Here is a 25,792-nt window from a genome sequence, read left to right as displayed (position 1 = left end):
ACCCTTGCAGGCTGCCTCCCTTCTTTTGACATAAACTTCTGAGGAGTATGGGAATAGGTGTTTGCATCATTTTAGCACAATATTTGTCCAAAAACAACCATTTTCAGAAAAATGAGAATTTAGTTCTATTCTAAATTCGGTTGATGCCGGAATTAAAGCTTGTTTTTATGCTTCCGACTAAACTTTTAGGTAAATAGATTCAAATCTTGGACTATGAATTCCCCTCAATTATTTCGTTTTCACCTTTTTCCAAGTCATTGCAATTAAAACGCACGCAATAATTGCAGTAACTAACTTGCCCTCCCAGGTCCAATGTATAATCTGATAGATGGAATAGCCTTCAATTAAAATGGCAGGGACTTTACCGATGGAACTGGCTAAAACAAAAATAAATAAAGAGGTTTTTCCAATGGCGGCGATAAAAGTAACAATACCCGAAGGAACAAACGGCAGGAGTCTAAGAGCCAGTATTAAATAAAATGATTCCTTTCCTTCAGCTGCAAGTAATTGCTTTACTTTTGGGTGTGAGAGCCCTCTCATATTCGCTGCTTTGCGGAATCCTTTTCTATACAATATAAAAGAGATCACTGCACCAAATGCTTCACCAATAAATGAAACGGCCATTCCTTCCCCAAACCCAAACACTGTTAAATTCGCAGCTGTTAAAAACACACTTGGTACGACTCCCAATAAACTGATGATCATATTAATTCCAATACTCAATAAAAAGGCGATATTTTCATAGGCAGTAAACAAGTCTATAATTAAGTCCTTTAAAGACATATCCGGCTATTTCTCCAAATCGCTGTCTTTTATCGTGTATTCTTGATCATTCTTATCCTCTGTTACGATGGTATGCAGCTTTTTCACTAAATGCTTGTTAATCTTATCAAGCAATGTAAAAGCCTCTTTAACATATACAGCTTGATGCATAATATCACCTCATATTTAATCCACCTTAACAGTTTATCTTATTAAAAGGCTGTTTTCGTATTCTTTGTTGCTATTGGGGGTGTTGATTTCTGTTCCAGGCTGCTCGCTTTCCGCGGGGCGCGCGGTGAGCCTCCTCGGCGCAGGCGCCTGTGGGTCTCACCTGTCCCGCTTCTCCCGCAGGAGTCTCGCACCTTCCACTCCAATCAACTTATCAATGGAGTCTTTACAAAAATGTTCCGTAAGCAACAATCTTTTAGTAAAGAGCCTATTAAAAAATTTAAATTAACTATTTCTGTTTAACCATCTTGACCTTCTTTAGATTCGCTGTATCAGGTAAAGAAAGCACCTTTTTCTTTCTTAGCATTATTCATAGAAATCAAATATACTGGAGAATATACAGGAAAGAAGGGGTGATTACTTGAAGAGCAAAATGAACCAGTTGTTTGAGGACCAAAAGAGTGTTCATGTGCTGTATTCCTATAATGGAATGAAGAATTATATTGAACAAGTTGTAAGTTTTATCCAAGATGGCGTTGTGGCGGGAGATTACGTTATTCTTATTGAAAATGAGCGTTTTTACCGTATGATTCACAAAGAACTGAGCACAAGGTTAACGAAAGATCAAATGGAATTCGTTCACCGAGTAAACAATTTCGATTTCTATTATTCAAGTGGCAGTTATCATCCTCCTGCAATCTTTGATTACTTCAATAAAACGGTACAGCCATATGTGGAAAAGAAAATCTCTTTCCGTTCATGGGCACATGTGGAGTGGGCCACGATGGAAGATCCTCTTCATCTAATAGAAGATTTTGAAAAAATAGTAGACAAAGCTGTAAAGCAGCTGTCATTCCCATTAATTTGTGCATACGAAGGAGAGAGAATGCCAGACTACCTCAAAACGATTTTAATGGAAACACATCCTTACGTTTTAATGGAGGATGATTTCATCGTCTCCGAACAATACCAGCCAATGATTGATGTGAAATAATAGAAACACGCTTAGGAAATCATCCTAAGCGTGTTTTATATATCGCCCTTTCCTATCCTTTTAGAAATTCATCAATGTATTATTTAACTTTAACATTTTTTCTTCCTTTCACCTGTAAAAATGACGGACAACCCACTATTATTTCTGCGGCTGTGAGAAAAATCCTTTTTTCGGTTGAAAGAAAGGGCTCGTGCCTATACTATTGAATATGGAATTGAGAAAGGAGGCGTTAGTGAAATGAAACTTTTTTCACATAATGACCTTGATGGGAAGTCATGCGGCATCGTTGCCATGCTTGCATTGGGAGAAGAAAATGTAGAAACGTTTTACTGCTCGCATGATAATATTAATCGCCGTGTTTCTGATTTTTTGCTTGATCCAGAGCAGGAAAATAAACCGGTATACATAACGGATATTGCAGTAAATGATGAACTCGCTGGAAAACTTCAGACACGGTACGAAAGCGGGCGAGAAGTGCAGCTCATCGATCATCATGTAACTGCCGATCAATTCAATAAATTTGAATGGGGTCTTGTTCAGACAAAACAAGAGGATGGCAAGCTCACCTCTGCTACCTCTCTCCTTTATGAACACTTTATAAAGAAAGGGCTGTTGAAGGACCAAGGAGCATTAAAAGAATTTGTAGAGCTCGTCAGACAGTATGATACATGGGAATGGTTTGAGAATGAAAACGAAAATGCCAAGCGTCTAAACGACCTTTTCTTTTTGCTGCCACCGGGTGAATTTGAAAAAAATATGCTGGAACGGTTAAAAACAGAAGAACACTTCCATTTTTCCGAAACGGAAGAAACGATCCTTCAGCTCGAAGAAGACAGCCGAAAAGCGTATATTAAGAAAAAGCAACGACAAATGGCTGAAACATGGGATACGGTTTACAAGACTGGCGGGGAACCGTATCGGATCGGAATCGTCCATGCGGAAAGCCATCATTCAGAGCTTGGCAATGAACTGAACCGCGAAAATCCGCATCTTGATCTGATCGTGATCTTAAACATCGGCGGAAAAAGAGCCGGTTTCCGTACGATTTATGACCACGTCGACGTGTCTAAATATGCAGCACAGTTCGGTGGCGGCGGACATCCGAAAGCCTCTGGATGCACACTGACACCCGAAGGATTCCAGCGCTTCGTTCTTCCTGCCTTTGAGATTCCGCCAAGACGTCGTGATGCACACGACAATGAATGGAACGTGCGAGAAAATGTCTATGGTACACTATTTATTAATTACAATAGAGAAATTACAAACCTCTTTCAAACAAACAACAAACAATGGAAGCTTATTCATAACAGCCTTCCCGTACCGAAATCATTTGAGGAATTCCAGTCTGCAGAAAATTACTTGAAACGCCAGTACAATTCATGGCTTATGCCAGATGAAAAGTATATAGACTACATCAGTTCCAGTCTTGGGATTTCTCAGGAAAAAGTAATTTCAGATTACAAAGAAATAATGGAGAAGCATCGATCCTTCTTTATCAAGGAATCATAAAACGAGCGCACAGACTGAATCTGTGCGCTTCTTTATTGCATGGACAAAACCAGCAGTATGTAGATATGCCAGCCCATGATTAAAAGGTAGACAAAAAATGCAATGTAAACAAAAAACTTTATCTTGCTGCGAAGCGGTAAAAAAGACAAAAGCAGAACAAGGAACGAAAACAAAATTTTCACCGCTATAAAGGCAAATGGATGAAAATCGAAGAGAAGCCGCATGACCGGGTTTAATTCTTCCCCGCCGTGCTTCAGAAGCCTGTAGGTCAGGAAAGCATCAGCCAGATTGAATAATGCAAGTAAATAGCAAATCCATTTATAGAGTCTCAACTTCCTGCCACACCCATTGACTCATCTCCCTTCTCTACCATTGTATACCCAAATGATCCTCTATATTATCTTCTCAATAAGCCACTGCCTAATTCCATAAAAATTTAAAGGCCTGATATCCGAAATAACAGCCGAAGCCGATAAGTGAAAGGCCAGATATACGCGAGATCAATTTAAGCAAGGAATCTGCCAAATACCGCCTGAAACTGCTGGCTACAAGAGCCATCGTAAAATCCCAAAGCAAAATTCCGCTGAAAATCGCCCCGCTGATCAGAAAAAGCTGCTGTTTATGATAAGTCGCCGCTGTCTCAGCCAGAATAGAACCATAAATGCCAAGCCAAAAAAGAATAGTCAGAGGATTGGTCAGTGACATGAAAAAGCCGGATAAGAAACATCTCCATTTTTTTTCGCTTCCCTGCTTTTTTGAAAGAACCATCACTCCAGAACTTTGAAAGCTTTCAATGCCTGTATAGATTAAAACAAAACACCCAAACAGCCAGAGAAAGGCTTTGATGACTGGAGCATCCAAAAAATGAACCAATCCCATATAAACAAGAGCCATGTAGATTGCATCTGCTGTCGTTGCTCCAAGTCCCACCATCCAGGCATGCCAGAAACCGCTTCGTATACCTTTATCCATCTGTGCAGCATTAATTGGTCCAATTGGAGCGGCCAACGACAATCCTAAAAGCATGTATTTAAGTAAGATCCCCACTGAAAACCTCCGCCTGTAATTTCTGTTTGTACAAGTTTATTCAGCTATCAGAACTTGTACGCCTTTTTTGTGATGGGATTTAAGGCATAAACGTATAACAAAATTCTCCAAAACACATGTTAAGAATAAGAAAAATAACAGGAGGAGTCGGCCGATGGATCATCAAAACCTATACAGCAATGCTTTAGAGTGCGTAGAAAATGCAAGAAAAGCCATTGAAGAATCACAAGGAAACAACAATCCCGAAGAATTCCAGCAGGCGAAACAATTGCTGGAATATGCCCACGAAATGGTTCAGCAATCCCGACAAACGGATGGATTGACAGAGGAACAGACAAAGAGGCTTTTTCATGCCCGTGAACATCTCCGTCATTTACAAGAAACGACAAATGCCATTGAAGCCACCCGTTACGAGTAAGCGAAGAGATGAGAAATAAGGAGGTCTTTACCATAGAATGAACAGTAATCGATTGCCCGTCTTGACGATTGTGGTTCCTTGCTATAACGAAGAGGAAGTGCTCATGATCACCGCAAGGGAACTGACATCCATACTCAAAGAAATGATTTCAGAAACTCTTATTTCTCCAGAAAGCAGCATTCTCTTTGTAGATGATGGAAGCATGGACAAAACATGGGAGCTTATTACCGCTTTACATAAAACAAACCACCATGCGAACGGAATTAAACTGGCGAAGAATGCCGGTCACCAGAATGCCCTCCTTGCTGGAATGGATACGGCAAAAGCCTATTCTGACTGCATTATCACAATCGATGCTGATTTGCAGGACGATGTGCAGGCGATACGGCAATTCATCCACAAGTATCGCGCAGGTCATGATGTAGTTTACGGCATACGAAGAGAACGGAAAAACGACACCGCTTTCAAACGGCATACTGCTCAATGGTTTTACAGAGTTATGGAAAAGATGGGCGTCGAACTCATCTATAACCATGCCGATTACCGGCTGCTGAGCAAAAGAGCGTTAGAAGAACTTGGACGGTACCGGGAGAGAAATTTCTTTATGCGCGGGGTCGTCCCCCTTCTCGGCTTTTCTTCAGCAGAAGTTTATTATGACCGGAAAGAAAGAGCTGCAGGAGAATCGAAATATCCACTTCGGAAAATGCTCGCCTTTGCGTTCGACGGAATTACATCATTCAGCATCAAGCCAATCCGCTTCTTGACCATTTCCGGCTTCTTATTCTTAGTGTTCAGTGCAATCGCAGGGATTTTCGCTTTAGTTCAGAAGTTTAACGGATACACTGTACCGGGCTGGACATCCATCATCCTGTCCATCTGGTTCATTGGGGGTCTTCAGCTGATGGGAATCGGACTTGTTGGGGAATATGTTGGAAAAGTATTTAAAGAGGTAAAGCACCGGCCGCGTTATGGTATAGACAGCGGCCTTATCAGAAATACAACACAACCCAAAAAACCCTCTGCCACACCGCTTCGTACCCGGCTGAGGTCGAGCAGAAAGCTTTCCTGACTCGCTCAATACGTGTAGCATCCACCACCGAAGGGAAAGGATAAGAAGGGAGGTTTGATGATAATGAATAAGAAGAATAACTCAGAAAAGACAGGCCTTGAAATCAACCAGGATACAGCAAATAACACCGATGGACTTAATCAGGTTCTTGAATTCATAAATGCCAAAGGAAACACTAGAAAATTAAACGATGCCGTGAAGGATGAAAAATAAGAAAGCTGGCGCATATCCATTGCGCCAGCTTTCTTATTTTTAATTGGCATTATTAAAGCATATTGTTGATTTTCTTGCATATTGGGCATCGCATACTGATGCTTAAAAGAAACCCTCAAGTCTTTTCTCCAATAATAAGTGGTGATCGCTGGCGATGATAAGAACCGGCTGATTAGCTTTTTAATTAAGCAGCCACGTCACGTTTCTTGAATACAATCCAGGTAAGCGCAATGAAGATGACGAAGTAAACTGCAAGTACCGTCAATGAAAAATTCAGGGTCATCCCTTTGATGAAAGGTGTTCCATCAAAATACTGCTTTAAATCCACATTAGCGAACAATATATATTTTACCCAGTCATACTTAGAAAAGAAGTTAACGATCAGTGTGCCTGAAAGCGATAAGAAGATAGAAAAACCGATCGAAAGCGAACTGTTGCGGAATACGGTGGACATCATGAAGGCAAAGGTAGCCATCATGAGCAGCATGATGCTCGCAAAGCCGTATTCTTTCCACATGTGCCAAATCATGTTTTCCTCTACGACTTTACCATCCATATAACTGAGATAGGACTGAGGGCTTCCTTCGAACCCAAAGAGCACTCCGCCAAGAAGCCATGATACAACAAACGTGATGAGAATCATCAACAGTGCATAAAGAAGAGTAGAAATGTATTTGGAAGCGAGTATGGTCGTTCGGCTTACAGGACGAATCAGAAGCAGCTTAATCGTCCCCCATGAAAATTCACTGGCAACCATACCGCCCGCTATTATAATGGTAAAGATTAAGATAAACTGAATCGCATCCGGGCTTTCACTAACAAACGACCATTGATTTTTAGTTTCCAGCGGCTTGATATTATGGGAGATACGATACTCGTTGATCGCGATCAAACGCTCATTATGCTTCTTCAACATCGGCTCTTTTTTCAGCGTCTTTTCCATGGATGCATTTTCTGCTTTAAGTTCCTGTTTCCAGTTGTCTTTTACCGGTGCCGACTTTTCTGTTTTTGTGATGATTCCGCTCAGGCCGATAAAACCGATAAGCAAAGCAAGCATGATCAGATTTCCGATACGCCGGTATATTTTCAAATTTTCATTGCGGATCAATCCCATGAAGTTAGACAATCTCTTTTCCTCCCGTCACTTCCAAGAATTTATCTTCCAGCGTTTTCGTTTCTGATGAGATTCCATAGACTTTTAGTCCTTCAACCACAAGAGTGGCTGTCACCTCTGGTATCAGGTCTCTTTCCATCTCTGCCTCAATATAGCCATTGCCAAGAGATATCCTTTCAGCCTTCACATGATGGCTCACGGCATGGCGTGCCGCAGCCACTTCATCCACAAGGAATCGCACTTTTCTCGTTCTGCCGCTTTCCACGAATTCCTTCGTGCTCTGAACGCCGATCAGTTTTCCGTGCTGAATAATAGCAATCCGGTCGCACATGAGCTCCATCTCGGATAAAAGATGACTCGATACGATAACAGCAATGCCTTCTTTCTCAGCCAGTTCCCGAAGATAGTGGCGGATTTCCCTGATACCTGCTGGATCCAAACCGTTCGTCGGTTCATCTAAAATCAGAACAGATGGAGAGTGAAGCAAAGCCTGTGCAAGACCCAGTCTCTGGCGCATCCCAAGCGAGTAGGTTTTTACTTTTTCATGAATCCGATCTGTTAATCCGACCAGTTCTACCACTTGTGCAATCCTTGTCTTGCTTACCGATTTCACCATGCGGCTATAATGGATGAGGTTTTGGTAACCCGTAAGAAACTTATACATTTCAGGGTTCTCAACAATAGCACCAATATGAGAAATCGCCTTCTTGTATTCCGTCTCAATATTTTTACCGTTAATTAAAATTTTCCCGCCGCTGAGCTTCATTAATCCAACCATCATACGAATGGTTGTCGTCTTCCCAGCCCCATTCGGTCCGAGGAAACCAAACACTTCTCCCCCATAAATATCAAACGATAATCCGTGAATGATCTCTTTCTTCCCAATCTTTTTCTTCACATCTTGCAGTTCTACCAAAGGTTTTCTGCTCATTGTCTTCCCCTCCATTACTCATATTCTTTCTTCATCCATTCCACGATGGACACATTCTGATGGATCCGGATTTCCTCTACGTCTTCCATGCGGAGTACCCTTCCATCTTTAATTAAGACGACCAGATCAAGAATAGGTTCAATCTCTTTAATCTCGTGTGTTGTAATAATGATGGTTTGAGTTTCAAAGTCTACAAAAGACAGCAGACCTTTCACAATGGAATCCCTTACCATAGGATCCAGCCCAGACAGCGGTTCATCCATGAGAATCACGGGGACTTCTCTCGCCAGTGTGACAGCGATCTTTAACCGGCCCCGGTTTCCTTTGGAGAGGTTCTTCACTTTTTTGCTGCGGTCGAGCTTCATATAGTCCAGAATTTCTTCCGCCTTGCTGCGGTTAAAATCACTGTATATGGATGCGTAATAATCAATCGTTTCTCCAACGGTATAAAAGGAATAATACGTATCCAGTTCTGAAAGATAGGAAACTTTTCTGCTAATATTACGGGACACTTCCTCCCCATCAACTGATACACTGCCCTTAGAAGGCCGGATTAGTCCAGAGATTAATTTCAGCGTTGTTGACTTCCCGCTGCCGTTCTCCCCTACAACTCCGATGATTTTCCCCTGCGGCAATGACAGCGAAAGGTTATCCACTGCACGATGGTTTCTATATTTCTTGGTCACATTCTTAAATTCAATCACGCTGTTCACCGCTTTCTTCGGATGAGATGAACTCTTGTAAGCCTGCCATCATTTCTTCTGCTGAAAATCCCATTTCTTTCATGTCGGCAAAAAAGGATGAAATCTGCTCTTTTTTCAAATTTTGCCGAAGTTCGTTTAATACTGATTGGTTTTCCGTTACAAACGTCCCTTGACCCCTTTTTGATTCCACACTACCCATCCTTTCTAATTCACTGTAGGTTCGCTGAACAGTATTCGGGTTGACTCCCGACTGGATCGCCATCTCTCTGACAGACGGCAGCTTCTGCCCGGTTACCAGTTCTTTACGAAGAATTTGGCGGTTAATCCGGTCGGCGAGCTGCATGTATATCGGTTTGGATGCATTAAAATCGTCTGCCATGTGCTACACCTCAACTTTTCGTTCGATTAACCAGCTGGCTGCAAGAAATAGTACAATTGCCAAAAGCAGATGATAAAAATAATAGCCAATATAAACGTGCTTAAAGACTCCATATACGAAGTCGCTATACTTAAGGTTGACTTTACCCCAGATAAAAAGAGCATCAAATAATTTGGTGTCTTCCCATTTTGCGAGAAGCCACGGCCCAAAGAAAAAGACTCCGAGCCCGATTACCCATCCGCTTACTTTACCGAGGTTTTTTGTGGTTACGAGATAAATCGCCCACAAAAACGTTAAACCTAGTCCAATGTAGAAAGAAATAAGCAGGATATGAATGACTAGAAAGGTGCCAATGTAAATGACATCAGACCATGTCATATCCGAATTGAATTGAAAAATGTCCATTACCATCGTTCCGGCAATAAGTGTTACAACGCTAGTAATGAATAATGAAAGTGCAAGAGCCCCCAACCCATTAACCAGCTTTGCCAACAGCAGCTTACTTACAGAAAGCGGGGTCTGCAGCCATATATGCAGTGTTTTTTGCTCGAGAAAGTAACTCACACATAAATATCCTGCCATATAGACTACATGCATCATCACCGCAAACGCACAAAATGCAAAAAAGGTTTCAGGTTTGCCCATCCTCCATGCTGTATACACTCCAAGCCCCAAATATAAAAGCAAAGCAATTAAAGCACCGAGCGCCCCGCCTTTTCCCAACCTGTATTCTTTTTTTAATTGTCCCAACCAAGGGTTCATTAAACAGTCCTCCCTTTCACATTGTTCGAACGAACTAGTGTACTAGTGATATAATACACCGGTATTCAAGAAAATGTCAAACCCATTTTTCGAGGTAGTTTACCGTAATATCGGTTTGGCTAGTATTATTGGGGTTTTGGACAGTAAAATTCCGCTCTTGGACAGTATTTTGGGATTTCTGGACAGTATTTCTTATGTAAAGCTACCTGCCAAACAAAAAAACCGGCTGATCTTCGTAAAAGATCGCCGGTTCTCTCCACATTACCTATTTATTTCGCTTCCTGCCTTGAGAAAAGGCTTAATGCATTGTTTACTTTTCCAAATTCTGAGGCATGCGGACGATCTTCACCATCACCATAACCGTAATCGACCATCCGATTTCGATTAAGACAAAGTTTGGTCATCTGCGGTTTAAAGAAATCAAACAGCTCGAAACGGTCCTTGAGGGCTGGGAACCGATCTTGATAAGCATAAATTTCTTCAGCGAGCAGCTTCCAAAATTCCCGTTCATCCAATAGGTGGTTTTTTACCAGCTGATCGGATAAATAACGCAAGTGGCAAATGAACAAGCCGGTGAAAATAAACTGCGTCAAACCTTCAGGAGGCTCACTGCGCAAAACAGCTTTCAGCTCATTTTCAAGTCCCGCAAGCTCTGTAAATGGCTGGTCACTTATATTAACGTCATCAACAAAATCCTTAATCGCCAGCCGGTGGGGCTGATGATCCTTCAGCACCAAAATCGTGTTCTGGCCGTGCGGTGAAAAGACAGTACCATATTGATAAAGATAATGCAGCAGCGGCGGCAGAATCGTACGGAACAGCTGCTTGATCCATATTTCAGGCGACAGCCCGGATTTTTCCATCAAGCTTTGGACATACGGCTTTCCCTCCAGGTCGCTGTGTGTGAGAGCTGCGAGTGTGATCGCTTTTTCACCATCTTTCAGATACGTGTGAATACTCTCTCTCCAAATGACACCGAGCATTTCCAAGTACTGATATGGCGCTCCTTTCAGTTGCTGGAAGGAAAGCTGATCAACATTCAAGCTGGCGATTTCACCCGGCAGGATCACTTCACATGTATCTTTTAAGAAAGAGTCTTTCTCTGCAATGCCTTTGATAAATTCAGTGATTCTTGGTGTGATCAGCGTCCGTTCAGCAGGCAACCCCCGATATACGAGCGTGTTAAGAATGCTCATTGGAAGCTTCACATGATGTTTATGCTTATGATCCGTATTCACAAACGTCCTGATGGACTGCTGAGGAAGATAAACATCCGGCCCTTCGCCAAGCGGAATGAAATGGTCATTGGCGAGATCCTCCGGAAAATGCTGAATGATTATGTTCTTCCATTGCCATTCATGGACCGGCATAAAGAAATATTCTTCTTTAGAAACCCCTTTTTCACGAAGCACGTTCTCAAAAACATCTCGGGTACGCTCATCGAGTTCAGATTCAATCAGAAATTCATAACGGAGTCCGTTCACCGACTGAAACGAAGCCCGATGCTTTCTTACGGCCAGCCAGGAGAGGGTGGTTACCCGCTGATTCTCTGGAGCAAACTTCAAGTAATCATCGTACCCAAAACCGATTCGGCCTTTGTTGTACGTGATCCACGGATGTCCCGTCATCTCCCCCTCCAACTCCGCATAGTCCAGTTCTGCAAGCTCATCCGCTGTCTTTGTTTTCTTACTGATCAGATTCACATCTGCCAGCAGTGTTGCATTCAGTTCCTTAATCAAATGTCCCGCTGTTTCGGAGGACATTCTAATCAAGTGCTGAATGTCAAGAATGAACTGCACCGCACTTTCCGCCTGTTCCCAGCTTCCGTCGCTGTACCGTTCAATTGAACCCTCATGGACTGAGTAACTGTCAAACAATCTTGCCTCCGCTTCAAACCGGTAGTGAACATAGCCGCTTACCGTTAAAATATAATGAGCGCCCTCCACCCTTTCCGGTACGAGCATATCTTCATACATATATTCTGAAATCATTTTTGCCAACAGCCTTTGATTGGCTTGAAACCAATTTTTTTTGTTCAAATGGTTGCCGAGTTCTTCTTTAAATAACATTACGTCTCCTCCTATTATTGACATCCTTAAGCAGCTTTGGTTCGCGATTTGGATGGCTGCCAGCCGAAAGCAACAAATGCTGCAGGCAAATGAACAGCTAGAATCAATCCCGCTGCCCAAAAAGGTACAGATGATGCTCCATTCTCAGCCAGTGCTGGCACACTGACTGGAGCCAGCAGCAAGCCAAGGTTTTGACACGAGAAAATTAATCCGTAATGATGTCCTGCCTCTCTTCCTTTCTGAAACAGGCTCATATCCAGACTAGCCAGACAGATCGCCAGAAAAAATCCAAATAGACAGCGGCTGGCCGTGAACAGTACGACCGTTGAACTTGCTCCCTGCATGATGATTGAGATGAGTACCATTGCCCCCGAAATCATATACATTCTCTGCAAGTTTTCTGATTTCAGCTTTTTCATTACAGGCAGGGCACCCAATGTCATAACGCTTGGCAAAAGGAACAAGAACGAGCTCTCCCAGTAGGAGCTTCCATATGCTGCTTCAGTATATACGGTAAACAAAGGCCTGATTAAAGCAACCGCAAAATGCAATGTAAAAACCGTAATAGCAAGCTTGATCAAGAAACGAAGATCTCCTCTTTTCCTGGCAGAACGTGCTGAGGATGAGAAGGGAGCTGCCTTGGAAAAAACAGCCAGGCAAATGATGGCCTGCAGCAGATCCAATCCGCCGATCCACCAGAATACAGCAAGCGGATTTTGAAGTTGGATCAGCCATGAACTGGCCAAAGCAGCTCCCGCCGCGGCACATTGCGTTAGACCGTGGTAGTATGCAGAAACTGCTTTTTGATCTTGTGCCGATTGAATCAAGAACTTATACAAAAGCAGATAGCTGCTCTTAAAGAGAAGCAGCACCAAAGACCACATCATAAATTGAATTTCATTCGATGATATCGCCATCATGCCGCACGATATAGCGGTTCCGGCCTGTCCTATGAGCAGCAGTCTCCTGCTCTCCACTATTTTGGAGAGCCAACCCCATAGAGGTGATGCTGCAACAACTGCCAGACGGCACATAAAAAGGTATGTTCCTGTAAAATGAAGGTCAGTAACTCCAAACACCTTTTGAAAAAATTGTGGATAGAACGGCGAAAACAGCACTTCAGTAAAGACGAACAGAAACACACAGGAGTATAAAGCAATCCGTGCTAACGGAGTAAAGCAACGCATCGCTCTCCACCTTGAAAGTTTTGAAAAACGTTCTTTTTTGATACTGGATACAAAGTCTCCTGTGCCATCTCATTCAGGATGACCGTATTCCGGTAAGCTCCAAGTCCGAGATCAGGTGCACCGACTCCATGCGTATGCATCTCGCCGTTTTGAATAAAGATCTCATTTTTCGTTAGCAGATGTGTCTTTAGACGGTAATTTCTCTCGATCCGAAACCTTCCTTGCTCATCCCACTCAATGAACTCCTCTAAGCTCTTAAAAAAAGAAGGGATAGCCGGCTTATAACCTGTCGCAAAAATGACAACATCTGATTCCAGCTCGAAGGTATCTTCTGTCATCCAATGTCTGCAATGGAGCACGTGAGATGAACCCTGCTGCTCTATTCCTGTCACCTCAGTCATCGATTGCAGCAGGAAATTCGGAGACTGGCTCCCCACCGATTTTTCATACATTAGATCATAGATCTCTCCAATGGTCTCTGCACTGATGCCCTTATACAGAAGGTCCTGCTCAAGCAGCAGCCTGTCCTTTTTCTCCTGAGAGAGTTGATAGAAAAAGTCGATATAATCAGGAGAAAAATATTCGAGGCCAAGCTTGGAATATTCCATAGGAAAGAACCCCCTGGACCGTGTCAGCCAGTTCAGCCGGGAATTATTGCAGTCCATATCCCGTGCAAGATCTAAAAAGATTTCTGCCGCACTCTGTCCCGATCCAACCACCGTCACAGAACGTGCGTTAAGACATTCCTCTTTTTTCTTTAAATACTCGGCGGAATGAAAGACTCGTTTCCCTGCCGGCTCCTCTGCATAAGCAGGAAGATGTGGCCTCGTGCCGATGCCGAGCACCAAATGCCGTGCTAGATACGTTTCAAGCTCACCACTCGTCTCATTTCGAACATGAACCTCATAGAGGAAACCATCCTCAAAACCAAATGGAAGTACATCTTCCACCTTCATGCCGAACCGGCAGGAATCCAATTGCTCGGCTGCCCACTGGCAGTAATGGTTATATTCGTTCCTTGGGATATGGAACTTCTCAAGAAAGTAAAAATGATACAGCCGCTCATGCTGCTGAAGATAGGAAAGGAAGCTGTACTTGTTCGTTGCGTCTGCCATACTGACGAGGTCCGCCAGGAAAGGCACCTGCAAGGTTGTTCCGTTGATCAGCATCCCTTCATGCCAATGAAATTCACTTTTTTGCTCAAAGAATACACAATCCAGCCCTGAACCTTCGGCAAGAGCTGCCAATCCTAAGTTAAAGGGACCTATGCCGATTCCGACAGCATCATAAATGGGTCTGGAGCCAATGTTTGTCTTCATATTTCCACCTCCTATGAAACTCATTCCGGTCACAGAACATCAACAGTGCTGTCTTATCCGGGAGCGTGACCGGATGGACAGGATTGAACCCGCACTTTTCAAACACATGAATCATCTTTTTGTTGCGGATATCCGGTTCAGCAATCACCTTTGCAGTGTACGGTTCATGGAACTGGTATCTCACCATCGCTTTGATCATCGAAAGTGAGTATCCCATTCCTAAGCAGTCTTTTTCACCGATCAAAAGATGAACACCCTGGTCGTAGGGATCTGCCTCGTACACTTCTTCAACCACATCCCCCTTGACCCAATAGCTTTCCCAATAGCTAACTGCCCTGCCGTTTAAGGAGCCGATATACAGCTTTTGATGCTCATCTTGAAGAGCGCTTAGCAGATGCTGATAGTACTGTTCTTTTGGGCCGTTCAGCTTCCAATACGGAATGACATGCTCTTCATTCATCCACTGATGAAGCAGCTCAGCATCTCCGTTGAAATCAACGCGCCGGAAAGAGATCTTGTTCTTCAGCTCATCATCAAAGGTTTCATAACTATACTTCATAAAGAATCCCTACCTTTTGAAAAATTGGATTCTCCACGTTTACGTAAACAGATTGATCTTCAAGCGAACCGATCAGCTCATCTTTATCGTATAGCCTCGTTAGAAGATTGGCCTTGCAGGGAAGCTCTTGCTCGTTCAGCAGACTTTTGAGCAGTGAGCTTGAGAGTTCTGCTGATTTGGTATGCTTCATGAGAGAAATCCTCAACTGTCCCAAAAGCTTCTTTTCATCCGCCAATCCCGCGGTTCCAAATCCGTTGATCAGCCCAAACAGATGATTAAAAAAGAGATAATACCTGAGCCTTTCATTCGCTACTTCATCTGAACATATCGTTTCACTTTTTCCGCTGAGGCCTGGAAGGAGGTCCCTCAACTCATGTGCCTTCGATTCAGCATAGTAATACCCTTGGTTGTCCCTATAGTAGAAGGCTGCAGGGTATCCATCCTGGAGCTGGATAATAGAGTTCTGCTGGTGCGCTTCCAATGCCAGTCCATAATTTTCATACAGCCAGAGCATTGGTTCAAGAGACAGTGACAGATAACGTTGAAACCAATCCTCGCTGACCTCCTGCACGCTTCTGTTTTCTTCGTCCGCTAAGGATTTTATAATCGTATACAGTCTGTTTTCTCCTCCATAAGGATGGTCCTGGCAGAGTCCTGCAATCAGGCTGATATTTTTCTCATTGCAATAAAACGGATTCTCCCGGATGACAACTTCAAATCCGGATTCTTTTTCTCCCGTATTTATATTCAAGCAGGCAGGATCTCTAACGATCTGAAACGCCGGAAACCTCTCTTTCAGCTTTTCTCCGATTTCTGTTTGTAATAGACGAGAGACCTCTACTCCTCTTTCAAGCTCTTTGGGCTTATTAGCTCTCAGCGAATTCGTAATTTTTACAGGTACAGAGAACTTAAACATGTACCGGGATGCTTTGTTGTATACCGTACGCAACGATGAAGTGGGAGTAAAAGGAATACCCGCCTCCCCAATATCTATTATTTTCTTTTGTTTCATCAGTTGTTGAACAGCTGGCCGTTTTACAAGCTCTCTTGCCTGGAGCGGATGAGCAGGAACAAGGCAGAAATCTTTATCCATGCAATGCTCCATCACAAAATTATGAGAAACGGCAGGATCGTCAAGAATCATAGTTCTAACGATCTCTTCAGCAGACATGGCGGCTGATGATTCTTGAAGGACAAGGGAACGATGAACTTTAAAATAGTGAAGCAGAAATTCCCCTTCTAATTCAGGCGTGTAAATTCGCTCTTCCCAAGGTGACATGCCCTGTTTGCTTTTGGGTGTTGGATGCATGAGGTGTCCGAGTATAAGAGATTGTTCTGCTTCAATAAATGTAAAGTCCTTCTCTGTCAGTTTCCCCGCATCTTTCATCCGTTTTTGGATGTACTCCTTCATGCTCTGGCAGCTCATAATGACCCTTAGAACGAGCTCATCTTCTGCATCTTCTCTTCCTTGCTGAAGAAGGAGTTCTTTTGAAATGAGAGAAACCAGGCTCAGGTAATCCGCAGGAATAGGCTTGCCTCCTCCCTTTGTCTGAAACATGATCGGAAATGAAAACAGGTGCCTTCCTGTTGGTGACCAGTACTTTACTGGAATAAGAAGGTCGATGTTTTGATGATGCAATGTACTGATCAATGGTTGATCTTCCGGTTTTCCTTTAACTTTTGTTTCACGCAAATAACAGTTAAGAAAGCTTTGTATGGTGGCTTGCTCTGCAAGCAGCTTGCTGTTCACTACAGATGCCCTCCGTTTCTATGTAATGACTCTCCTAATTCTTCGATCTCATGAAGCATTTCCTTGATATCTTCTATCGATGTTCTTGGATTGAGCAGTGTAAATTTCAGGCAGACCCGGCCTTTATGAACCGTTTTTGCGAGCACTGCTTTTCCGCTATGCAGCATCGCTCTATGAATCTCTCTGTTTAGCTCGCAATTATCTTTTACGACCGGGTGTTCATACCGAAAAACGATCGCATTCAATTCTGGAAGGGGATTGATCACCGTAAAGCCACTTGACTTCTGCATTTGCTTTGACGTTTGAAGAGCCAGCTCTATTGTATGGTCAACCATCTCACCAAACTGCTTTATACCGACTGAACGTAAGGACATAAACAGCTTCAACGCGTCAAATCTTCTTGTGGTTTGCACAGATTTATTTACAAGATGCCGCAAGCCTTCCTGTTCGTCCTCTTCAGGATTCAGATAATCTGCATGATAGTTAAGATAGTTGAAATTCCGTTTATCCTTCAGAAAGAACGCTCCGCAGCTGATCGGCTGATAGAACAGCTTATGGAAGTCTGCCGTGACCGAATCCGCCCTCTCAATTCCTTGAAGTTTATAAAACTCATTCTTGCTTAGCAGCAGTGCTCCCCCATAGGCAGCATCGACATGAAACCATAGACCGTTTGTTCTGGCGGCATCAGCCATTTCATTGAGAGGATCAATGCTTCCAAAATCGGTCGTCCCGCATGTTCCTACTAAAGCGAACGGCAGCAGATTCTCAGTTTTCAAGTTTCTCAGTTTTTGTTCCAAGTCTGTAAGAGACAAGCGGCAGGAGCTGTCCGTCTCTACTTGAATGACAGCTTCCTCCCCTAGCCCGAGCTGTGACGCCGATTTCTTCACAGTAAAATGGGCTTCTTTTGAACAGAGAATCCTAAGCTTGCCAGCACTGGGGGGAAGCCCTTTCTTTTGGACATTCCAATTCCAGTGTTTATCGCAGAAGGCGTCCCTTGCCAGAAGCAGACCCATATAGTTGGATTGTGTCCCTCCACTTGTAAACGTGCCGTCAGCTCTGCTTTCCAACCCAAGTCTGCGGCAGAGCCATTGAATCAGCTCCTCCTCAAGATAGGTCGCCGCAGAACTCTGGTCCCATGAATCCATCGATTGATTGTATGCACTGATGACCATTTCTGCAGCGAGTGCAGGTATGAGGGGCGGGCAATGGAGGTGGGCAATGCATGCTTTGTGATTAACTTGAATGCTGTGCAAAAGCATTTTCTCCACATCTTTCAAGACTTCCTGCAGGTCTTCCCCTCCCTCTGTGGCCATTCTCATCCCCCTGATCATCTCTTCAATTGAAGCAGCGCTTTCTCCGCAATATGGAACCTTCATCACGCGTATTGTGTCTGCTATCATTTTTTTCGTGTCATCAACAGCTTGGAGATACGCTTGCTGGCCACTGATTTTTTCATGGATAAATAGACGGTCAAAGGCATCTTCATGTGTTGATTCAGGTAACGTTTTTTTATTTATAGCCGATAGCATGCTTCTAACTACTTCCTTACCGCAGCAGCTTCGATCGCCTGGGTAAAGATATCCGTTATCTCCCGCACTTGATCTTCTGTAATAATCAACGGAGGCAGGAATCGGACAACGCTGCCATGGCGCCCGCCTACTTCAAGAATTAATCCACGGTTAAAGCACTCCCTTTGAATGGCACTGGCTAAGGATGGATGAGCAGGATGGCTGCCGCTGTTTGCTTTCTTGCCTTTTGGATTTACAATTTCAGCTCCGATCATCAAGCCTCTGCCCCTGATTTCTCCGATTTCAGGATACTTCTGCTGAATGCTGGCAAGCTTTGAAACGAACAGATCTCCCATTTTTTCAGCATGTGCAGCTAAGTTATTCTCCTTGATATACCGCAAGGAAGCCATTCCAGCAGCCATTGCCATCTGATTGCCCCTGAATGTTCCGATATGCGCACCCGGAGACCATTGATCAAGCTTTTTATCATATACAACAACCGAAAGCGGCAAGCTTCCACCTATCGCTTTTGAGAGAACCAATACATCTGGAGTGATGCCTGCGTGTTCAAATGCAAATAATTTCCCTGTTCTTCCGATTCCAGTCTGAACCTCATCGATAATCAGCGGGATGCCTCTTTCTTCTGTGATTCTTCTCATTTCCTTTAACCACTCGATAGGAGCCGGAATGCTTCCTCCTTCACCCTGAACGATCTCCAAGATCATCGCTGCTGGAGGAAGAACACCGCTTTCCGGATCGTCCAACAAATTTTCGATGTATTGGGAACTGATGCGCTGGCTTTCTTCTCCGCCAACGCCAAATGGGCAGCGATAGGTGTATGGATACGGCAAAAAGTGAACATCCGGCATTAACCCTCTCACTTTCTCCTTAGGCCCCAGATTACCGCTCAATGCCATCGTACCGTGTGTTGAGCCATGGTACCCCCCCTGGAAGGAAAGAATGCTCTGTCTGCCGGTTGCTGTTTTGCATAGTTTTACCGCTGCTTCAATCGCATCTCCTCCGGTTGGTCCGCAAAATTGGATTTTGGCTCTTTTCGCAAAGTCACCCGGCAGGCTATCAAAAAGTTCTGTTACGAAATCTTCTTTTATTGGTGTTGTCAGATCGAGCGTGTGCAAAGGCCGCTTGTCCCGGATAACCTGTTCAATCGCCTCGATCACGACAGGATGATTATGTCCGAGTGCCAGAGTCCCTGCTCCGGCAAGGCAATCATAGTATTTCTTTCCATCTGCGTCTTTTACAAAAATGCCCTCCGCTTCCTCGATTGCAATTGGAATTCTGCGGGGATAGGACCTGGCATTTGACTCCCGGTGTTCCTGCTGTTGAAGAAAAATATCATTCCTGGACAGTTGCTTAGTCACCATCTATAAAAACTCCTTTTTCTAATTGATAATGATTTTCATTACTATTTACAAGACTAACTCTAAATGAAAACCATTCTCATCGTCAATCATACTTGAGAACCATTCTCACTTAATTCTAAAATTTATTCTTCTCAGTCGGTCCAGGCTTTCAATACTTGTAAAATCCCGGCATATCAGTACTTTCAAAGTCATTCTTACTTTTATAAAAAAAAAGACTTTAACCTGAAACGGAAATGGTACTTTTGACCTATTGAAATTGTTTCTTCTAAAATAAATGCATCGAATTTTGTCGTATGATGTCGCGTATAAACGGTTTGAACATAAATGAGTGGATTTTGAACATAAATTAATTTTTTTGATCATAAATCCGTATTTTTGAACAATAATCCTGTAAATTTAAAAATAAAAAAATGTCGTTACGATTTTTTCAGGTATAAGGGACTAGTCTGGCGCTCATACCTCCGCAAAAGAGCTTGAATAAGCCAAAATACCCCACTGAACCATCTGGCTAAGGACCACAGCATGAAAATTTACTCAAAATCCTTCTTTTTTTCATAAAAAACGACCATGTTGCTTCCCAATTGAATGGTTGTCCTAAAATAACCTGATTTCGCACATCCATTACAAAAAAAAGAGGCGCTTTCTCATCACACCCCTTTAGCATGATAAGAAACTCCTCTTCTTTATGGTTATTGTCTATTTTCAACTTTCTCCTGCAGCTGTTTGATCAGCTGTTCCACTTCTATAAAACCGGAAGATTCCTCTCCATATTTCCTGGCATTTACACCCTGGCGTTTTATCTCTTCATCTCCGACAACTAAAATAAAGGGTATTTTCTGTAATTGTGCTCCTCTGATTTTATAGCCCAGCTTTTCTTCTCTCACATCAGCTTCTACTCTTATTCCTGCAGATTTCAATCTCTGAACCACATCCTCTGCATAGGGCTGGTGATGCAATAATGACACAGGTAGAACCTTCACCTGGACCGGTGCCAGCCATAATGGAAACGCACCTGCATAATGTTCAATCAGAATTCCTAAAAAACGGTCAATTGAACCGAGAATCGCGCGATGAATAACGACCGGACGCTGTTTTTCATTCTTTTCATCAATATAATGCAGATCAAACTTTTCAGGCATCTGGAAATCCAGCTGCACTGTCGCGCACTGATGACTTCTGTTTATGGCATCCCGGATATGAAAATCAATCTTCGGACCGTAGAATGCACCATCACCTTCATTGATCCTGTAATTCAATCCGGCTTTCTTCAGAACATTTTCAAGGGCATTCTCTGCCTTTTCCCAAAGCCTCTCATCCCCCATCGAATCCTCTGGACGAGTAGAGAGTTCAACCTCGAATTGAAATCCAAAAGTTCGGTACACCTCACCCACGACATCAAGCACTGACTCTAATTCGCTTTCAATTTGATCCGGTGCAACGAAGATATGGGCATCATCCTGGCAAAATGTTCTTACACGCAGCAGCCCGTTCAGCGCTCCGCTGAATTCATGCCGGTGCACCTGGCCGAATTCTGCGAGTCTTAAGGGAAGATCCCGGTACGACCGGCGTTTGTTTTTATAGATGAGCATATGCCCTGGACAGTTCATCGGCTTTAAGGCAAAACCAGCCTGATCCACTTGTGAGAAATACATATTTTCCTTGTAATGATCCCAATGGCCTGATTGCTCCCAAAGCCGCTGATTCAGCATAAGCGGTGTCCTTACTTCTTCAAAGGAGTGACTCATCTGAAATTCCCTCAAAAATCGTTCCAGTTCATTTCTTAACAACTGGCCCTTTGGCAGGAAAAAGGGCATTCCAGGAGCCTCTTCAGAAAACATAAACAGATCAAGCTCTTTTCCGAGTTTGCGGTGATCTCGCTTTGCTGCTTCTTCAAGAAAGAGAAGATGCTCTTCGAGTTCCTTTTTTGAGGAAAAAGCAACTCCATAGATCCGCTGCAGCATTTGATTCTCTGAATCGCCCCGCCAGTAGGCTCCAGATACAGAAGTTAACTTAAAGGCTTTAATAAGGCCAGTTGAAGGAAGATGCGGTCCTCGGCAAAGGTCCATAAACTCTCCCTGTTTATAAAATGTAATCTCTTCATCATCAGGGATACCGTTGAGCAATTCCAGCTTCAAATGATCCCCTTTTCCACGCCAGTATTCCTCTGCCTCTCCCCTTGAAACCTCAATCCGCTCAATCTTTTTATTCTCTTTGATTATCTTGTTCATCTCTGCTTCAATGGCAGGTAGATCTTCAAGTGTGATCGAAACCGGCACATCCATGTCATAGTAAAACCCATTCTCAATGACCGGCCCCACTCCAAGTTTTACATTGTCATATAGCCGCTGAACAGCCTGAGCTAGGACATGTGCAGCGCTATGCCTCATGATGTTGATTCCCTCATCGGAATCAAGTGTTAAAATCTCTACGGCCGCGGCCCTCTCTAAAGAGAAGCTCAGGTCGTAAAGGACATTGTCTATCCTTCCTGCTGCAGCTTTCTTTTTAAGACCAGGACTGATTGAAGCCGCAATTTCATCCATTGATACACCATACGGGTACTTTTTTTCGGAACCATCGGGAAATTGAATGCTGATCTGATTTTCTTTCATCTTATAACCCTCCAATTTAGTTTTTGAATAACAAAAAGCACACCCATCCCTAATCTAGGGACGAGCGTGCTTATACCCGTGGTTCCACCCTGGTTCCCGCCATAATTGCCATTGACGGCTCCATTCGCTGTAACGCAGCTCATGCGGAATGGGCTAATGGAATCCAGTTTCACCCATTCAGCTCCCAGGCGGTAAATCACTCTCCTGTGTTAGGAAGTTCTCAGCTTTCCTTCCCTCTCTGTATAACCGGTTTGAGTCATTCTTGCCCTGTTCACAGCTATTTTCTATTTCGGGAAAGGAAAAAGAAAAAACGCACCCATCCCCGGCAATAGGGACGAGTGCGTTTTACCCGTGGTTCCACCCAGATTCCCATCAAGAGGTTTTACAACGAATTGATGGCTCCAGTGCTTTAACGCAGCGGCTGCGGTATAGGCTAGTCTCATTTCACCGATACAGCTCATGGATGGTAAGCGAATCTCCTGCGTTGGGAAGTTCTCAGCACCCTTCCTCTCTGTACAACCGGCCAGAATCACTCATGTTCCTTTCAAAGCTTTTCATAACGTTCAGTTTTATTAAGATAGAATATACAGTATTATCCACATTGATACAATCATTTTTTGAAAAATTATTATTTCTTTCGATAAATGATGGCTGGCCCGCCAGCCTCTCCTACGATCAAAAGGTCAGCCATATTTAAGAACAGACCATGTTCTACTACGCCTGTGATTCCATCGAGCCAAGAAGCGGTTTTTTCAGGATGTTTGATACTTTCCATTTTTAAATCAATCACATAATGGCCGCTGTCTGTAATAAAATAAGCATCTTCCTTTTTTCGAAAAGACGGCTGGAGCCCTTCTTTTTCAAACAGACGGAAAACCTGATGAGATCCGAATGGCAGCACCTCTACTGGCAGGGGAAATGTACCTAATGACTCAACCAGTTTAGCGGAATCAACGATCCAAATGATTTTGGAAGAGATGCTCGCTACTACTTTTTCATACAGCAGGGCGCCTCCTCCTCCTTTTATCCCATTCAATTCAGCGTCTACTTCATCTGCTCCATCAATGGTAAGGTCGATTTGGTCGATTTCATTTATGGATATAAGCGGTATATCAAGCGACTTTGCTAATTGTGTTGTGGAATCTGAAGTGGATACTCCCTTAATCTGGAGTCCTTCCTTTACCCTCTTCCCAAGCTTTTGAAGCATAAAATAGACAGTAGATCCTGTCCCAAGACCAATTGTCATGCCATCTTCTATGTAATCAGCAGCTTTTCCGCCTGCCATCTGTTTTTCGTTCATCATTGTTTTCTCCTTTAGAACTTTGGGTATCTTATTTCATACTACCCTTTTTGTTCTTCTATTACGCGAACAAGTATAAGAATAAATGTAAAATGGGTAAAATTATAAGATTACAACTTTCTTTTTTTCAGGGTTTCATACTTTATCATTAAAATTAATTCTTGGCGGTGAATCATGTTAACTTCATTGAAACGATTTTTAATCGGACGTCCGTTAAAATCTAACGAGGCCGGAGAACATAAATTGAATAAGTTGAAAGCGCTGGCAATTCTTTCATCTGATGCACTCTCTTCTGTTGCTTACGGAACAGAGCAGATTCTCCTGGTACTCGTAACATTCGGGACGGTCGCCTTCTGGTATTCCCTGCCTATCGCAATTGGAGTCCTTGTACTATTACTGGCACTTATATTATCATACCGGCAGATTATCTTTTCCTATCCTCACGGTGGTGGAGCCTATGTCGTTTCTAAAGAAAATCTGGGAGTCAATTATGGTCTGGTTGCCGGGGGATCTTTACTCGTTGATTACATATTAACCGTAGCTGTTAGCGTATCTGCAGGAACAGACGCCATCACTTCAGCCTTTCCTGCCCTTCATACGCATAACGTCGCAATTGCCGTGGTGCTCGTTATTCTCATTACGATTTTAAATCTTAGAGGCTTAACGGAGTCGGCGAGTATTTTGGCCTACCCGGTTTACCTCTTTGTTGTGGCCCTTATCATTATGATCGGGGTCGGTCTTTACCATATTGCAACCGGAGGTGTTCCTGCATCTGCACACACGCCTGTCGGTACACCGGTTGCTGGTCTGACGCTGTTCCTGCTTCTCAGAGCTTTCGCTTCTGGATGTTCTGCACTGACTGGAGTTGAAGCAATCTCTAATGCTATTCCGAACTTCAAGGAGCCCCAGCCGAATAATGCTGCCAAAACGCTGATCATGATGGGATCATTATTAGCTGTTTTATTTACTGGAGTTACCTTCCTTGCTTATTGGTATGGCATCGCACCTAAAGTAGAGGAAACCGTTGTTTCACAAATTGCTGCTGAAACGTTCGGCCGTAACTATATGTATTATTTTATCCAGGGAACAACGGCATTAATTCTAGTCCTTGCAGCCAATACTGGTTATTCAGCGTTCCCGCTGCTCGCTTATAACCTGGCGGCAGATAAATTCATGCCGAGAATGTACACGATGCGCGGAGACCGCCTCGGTTATTCAAATGGAATCATTACGCTCGGCATCGGTTCTATCATTCTGATCGTTGCGTTCAGAGGGCAGACTGAGAACTTGATTCCTTTATATGCCGTAGGGGTATTCATTCCTTTTACCCTGTCACAGACCGGTATGATTTTAAAGTGGCTCCGAGAAAAACCAAAAGGATGGATTCTAAAGCTGACGGCTAATTTGATCGGTGCCCTCATTACACTGACCGTTCTCATCATCTTTTTTGTCACTAAATTTACTCAAGTCTGGTCCGTTCTGATCTTCTTGCCGTTAATTATCCTACTGTTCCACCGGATCCATCGCCATTATAAGGACGTCGGTGACCAGCTTCGCCTGGAATCAGAACATCCGCCTCTCGCCATCGAAGGAAATGTTATCATTGTTCCGGTTGCCGGGATGACTCGGGTGGTTGAAAACTCACTTAATTACGCTAGAACCCTCTCTGACCAGGTCATTGCCGTTTATGTAGCCTTTGACCGACAGGAGGAAAGACGTTTTGAAGAGAAATGGGAACAGTGGCAGCCGGACATCCGTCTCGTCACACTGCACTCACAATACCGGAGCATTATACAGCCGCTCACCAAATTTATCGATACTGCCCAACACAAGGCAAAAGAATCGAACTATTGGGTGACGGTGCTGATTCCGCAATTTATTACGAAAAAGAATTGGCACAACATTCTTCATAACCAGTCAAGCTTGCTCATCAGGGCTTATCTTCTGTATAAAAGAAATGTGGTTGTTACTACTGTTCCATATCGATTTAAAAAATAAGAAAAAGGATGGCCGGCTTTCTGTCTGGGCATCCTTTTTTT

Annotated in this window: 24 protein-coding genes and 1 other annotated feature; of the genes, 6 read left to right on the top strand and 18 right to left on the bottom strand. The window is 43.4% G+C overall.

Annotation, left to right across the window (positions count from 1 at the left end; genetic code table 11):
• Positions 1-228: 228 nt before the first annotated feature.
• Positions 229-783, bottom strand: a complete 555-nt coding sequence (locus tag LCY76_RS07850; RefSeq protein WP_248252173.1) for a TVP38/TMEM64 family protein — start codon at positions 781-783, stop codon at positions 229-231.
• 6 nt (positions 784-789) lie between these two features.
• On the bottom strand, positions 790-933 hold the full coding sequence (locus LCY76_RS07845) for a hypothetical protein (RefSeq protein ID WP_248252172.1): 144 nt from the start codon (positions 931-933) through the stop codon (positions 790-792).
• A 418-nt stretch (positions 934-1,351) separates the two neighbouring features.
• Between LCY76_RS07845 and LCY76_RS07840 the strand changes: the two genes are divergently transcribed.
• Entirely contained in the window at positions 1,352-1,924 is a 573-nt protein-coding gene (locus LCY76_RS07840; RefSeq protein ID WP_248252171.1) for an MEDS domain-containing protein, read from the top strand.
• Between the two features lie 237 nt (positions 1,925-2,161).
• Positions 2,162-3,433 (top strand): DHH family phosphoesterase, encoded by a 1,272-nt coding sequence (locus LCY76_RS07835; protein WP_248252170.1) that lies wholly within the window; start codon positions 2,162-2,164, stop codon positions 3,431-3,433.
• A 32-nt stretch (positions 3,434-3,465) separates the two neighbouring features.
• Here the strand turns inward: LCY76_RS07835 and LCY76_RS07830 are convergent, their stop codons facing one another.
• Both LCY76_RS07830 and LCY76_RS07825 read right to left on the bottom strand, forming a co-directional pair.
• Positions 3,466-3,765 carry a DUF5658 family protein gene (locus LCY76_RS07830; RefSeq protein WP_248252169.1) on the bottom strand — a complete coding sequence of 100 codons (300 nt, stop codon included), beginning with the start codon at positions 3,763-3,765 and terminating at the stop codon, positions 3,466-3,468.
• An 88-nt stretch (positions 3,766-3,853) separates the two neighbouring features.
• Complete coding sequence (locus tag LCY76_RS07825) at positions 3,854-4,480, bottom strand: LysE family transporter (RefSeq protein WP_248252168.1); 627 nt, start codon at positions 4,478-4,480, stop codon at positions 3,854-3,856.
• A gap of 154 nt (positions 4,481-4,634) precedes the next feature.
• On the opposite strand from LCY76_RS07825, the gene LCY76_RS07820 reads away from it, so the two are divergent.
• The 3 genes from LCY76_RS07820 to LCY76_RS07810 all read left to right on the top strand — a co-directional run bounded on the left by LCY76_RS07820 (position 4,635) and on the right by LCY76_RS07810 (position 6,180).
• Positions 4,635-4,898: a hypothetical protein gene (locus LCY76_RS07820; RefSeq protein WP_053354974.1), complete on the top strand. Its 264-nt coding sequence runs from the start codon at positions 4,635-4,637 to the stop codon at positions 4,896-4,898.
• 37 nt (positions 4,899-4,935) lie between these two features.
• The gene (locus LCY76_RS07815) at positions 4,936-5,967 is read left to right on the top strand and encodes a glycosyltransferase family 2 protein (protein ID WP_248252167.1); all 1,032 of its coding nucleotides are present in this window, start codon (positions 4,936-4,938) and stop codon (positions 5,965-5,967) included.
• Positions 5,968-6,030: 63 nt separating this feature from the next.
• Positions 6,031-6,180 carry a hypothetical protein gene (locus LCY76_RS07810; protein WP_248252166.1) on the top strand — a complete coding sequence of 50 codons (150 nt, stop codon included), beginning with the start codon at positions 6,031-6,033 and terminating at the stop codon, positions 6,178-6,180.
• A 184-nt stretch (positions 6,181-6,364) separates the two neighbouring features.
• Here the strand turns inward: LCY76_RS07810 and LCY76_RS07805 are convergent, their stop codons facing one another.
• The 14 genes from LCY76_RS07805 to rpiA all read right to left on the bottom strand — a co-directional run bounded on the left by LCY76_RS07805 (position 6,365) and on the right by rpiA (position 23,753).
• Entirely contained in the window at positions 6,365-7,294 is a 930-nt protein-coding gene (locus LCY76_RS07805; protein ID WP_248254623.1) for an ABC transporter permease, read from the bottom strand.
• A gap of 4 nt (positions 7,295-7,298) precedes the next feature.
• Complete coding sequence (locus LCY76_RS07800) at positions 7,299-8,225, bottom strand: ABC transporter ATP-binding protein (RefSeq protein ID WP_053354976.1); 927 nt, start codon at positions 8,223-8,225, stop codon at positions 7,299-7,301.
• Between the two features lie 14 nt (positions 8,226-8,239).
• On the bottom strand, positions 8,240-8,929 hold the full coding sequence (locus tag LCY76_RS07795) for an ABC transporter ATP-binding protein (RefSeq protein WP_248252165.1): 690 nt from the start codon (positions 8,927-8,929) through the stop codon (positions 8,240-8,242).
• Positions 8,922-9,308, bottom strand: coding sequence for a GntR family transcriptional regulator (locus tag LCY76_RS07790; protein ID WP_053354978.1), 387 nt, complete (start codon positions 9,306-9,308; stop codon positions 8,922-8,924). Before LCY76_RS07790 ends, LCY76_RS07795 begins: the two co-directional genes overlap by 8 nt.
• A 3-nt stretch (positions 9,309-9,311) precedes the next feature.
• Complete coding sequence (locus LCY76_RS07785; protein WP_248252164.1) at positions 9,312-10,070, bottom strand: hypothetical protein; 759 nt, start codon at positions 10,068-10,070, stop codon at positions 9,312-9,314.
• Between the two features lie 269 nt (positions 10,071-10,339).
• A complete protein-coding gene (locus LCY76_RS07780) occupies positions 10,340-12,139 on the bottom strand; it encodes an IucA/IucC family protein (protein WP_248252163.1) in 1,800 nt (599 codons plus the stop codon).
• Between the two features lie 26 nt (positions 12,140-12,165).
• A complete protein-coding gene (locus tag LCY76_RS07775; protein ID WP_248252162.1) occupies positions 12,166-13,326 on the bottom strand; it encodes an MFS transporter in 1,161 nt (386 codons plus the stop codon).
• Entirely contained in the window at positions 13,305-14,645 is a 1,341-nt protein-coding gene (locus tag LCY76_RS07770; protein ID WP_248252161.1) for a lysine N(6)-hydroxylase/L-ornithine N(5)-oxygenase family protein, read from the bottom strand. The genes LCY76_RS07775 and LCY76_RS07770 overlap by 22 nt, the downstream gene beginning before the upstream one ends.
• Positions 14,611-15,171, bottom strand: a complete 561-nt coding sequence (locus tag LCY76_RS07765) for a GNAT family N-acetyltransferase (protein ID WP_248254622.1) — start codon at positions 15,169-15,171, stop codon at positions 14,611-14,613. The genes LCY76_RS07770 and LCY76_RS07765 overlap by 35 nt, the downstream gene beginning before the upstream one ends.
• A 22-nt stretch (positions 15,172-15,193) precedes the next feature.
• Positions 15,194-16,954, bottom strand: a complete 1,761-nt coding sequence (locus LCY76_RS07760; RefSeq protein ID WP_248252160.1) for an IucA/IucC family protein — start codon at positions 16,952-16,954, stop codon at positions 15,194-15,196.
• On the bottom strand, positions 16,954-18,483 hold the full coding sequence (locus tag LCY76_RS07755) for a pyridoxal phosphate-dependent decarboxylase family protein (RefSeq protein WP_248252159.1): 1,530 nt from the start codon (positions 18,481-18,483) through the stop codon (positions 16,954-16,956). The genes LCY76_RS07760 and LCY76_RS07755 overlap by 1 nt, the downstream gene beginning before the upstream one ends.
• An 8-nt stretch (positions 18,484-18,491) precedes the next feature.
• Positions 18,492-19,844: an aspartate aminotransferase family protein gene (locus LCY76_RS07750; RefSeq protein ID WP_248252158.1), complete on the bottom strand. Its 1,353-nt coding sequence runs from the start codon at positions 19,842-19,844 to the stop codon at positions 18,492-18,494.
• Positions 19,845-20,533: 689 nt separating this feature from the next.
• Positions 20,534-22,453: a threonine--tRNA ligase gene (thrS, locus tag LCY76_RS07745; RefSeq protein WP_248252157.1), complete on the bottom strand. Its 1,920-nt coding sequence runs from the start codon at positions 22,451-22,453 to the stop codon at positions 20,534-20,536.
• A gap of 53 nt (positions 22,454-22,506) precedes the next feature.
• Positions 22,507-22,737: a binding site (T-box leader), on the bottom strand.
• Between the two features lie 344 nt (positions 22,738-23,081).
• Positions 23,082-23,753, bottom strand: a complete 672-nt coding sequence (gene rpiA / locus LCY76_RS07740; RefSeq protein WP_248252156.1) for a ribose-5-phosphate isomerase RpiA — start codon at positions 23,751-23,753, stop codon at positions 23,082-23,084.
• Positions 23,754-23,927: 174 nt separating this feature from the next.
• Here rpiA and LCY76_RS07735 point away from each other — a divergent pair, with 174 nt between their 5' ends.
• Entirely contained in the window at positions 23,928-25,751 is a 1,824-nt protein-coding gene (locus LCY76_RS07735) for an APC family permease (protein ID WP_248252155.1), read from the top strand.
• Positions 25,752-25,792: the final 41 nt, after the last annotated feature.

This window comes from Fictibacillus marinisediminis (assembly GCF_023149135.1).
Classification (GTDB): domain Bacteria; phylum Bacillota; class Bacilli; order Bacillales; family Fictibacillaceae; genus Fictibacillus_C; species Fictibacillus_C marinisediminis.
The sequence above is the reverse complement of the archived record's forward strand: the minus strand, read 5'-3'. Positions and strand labels throughout refer to the sequence as shown.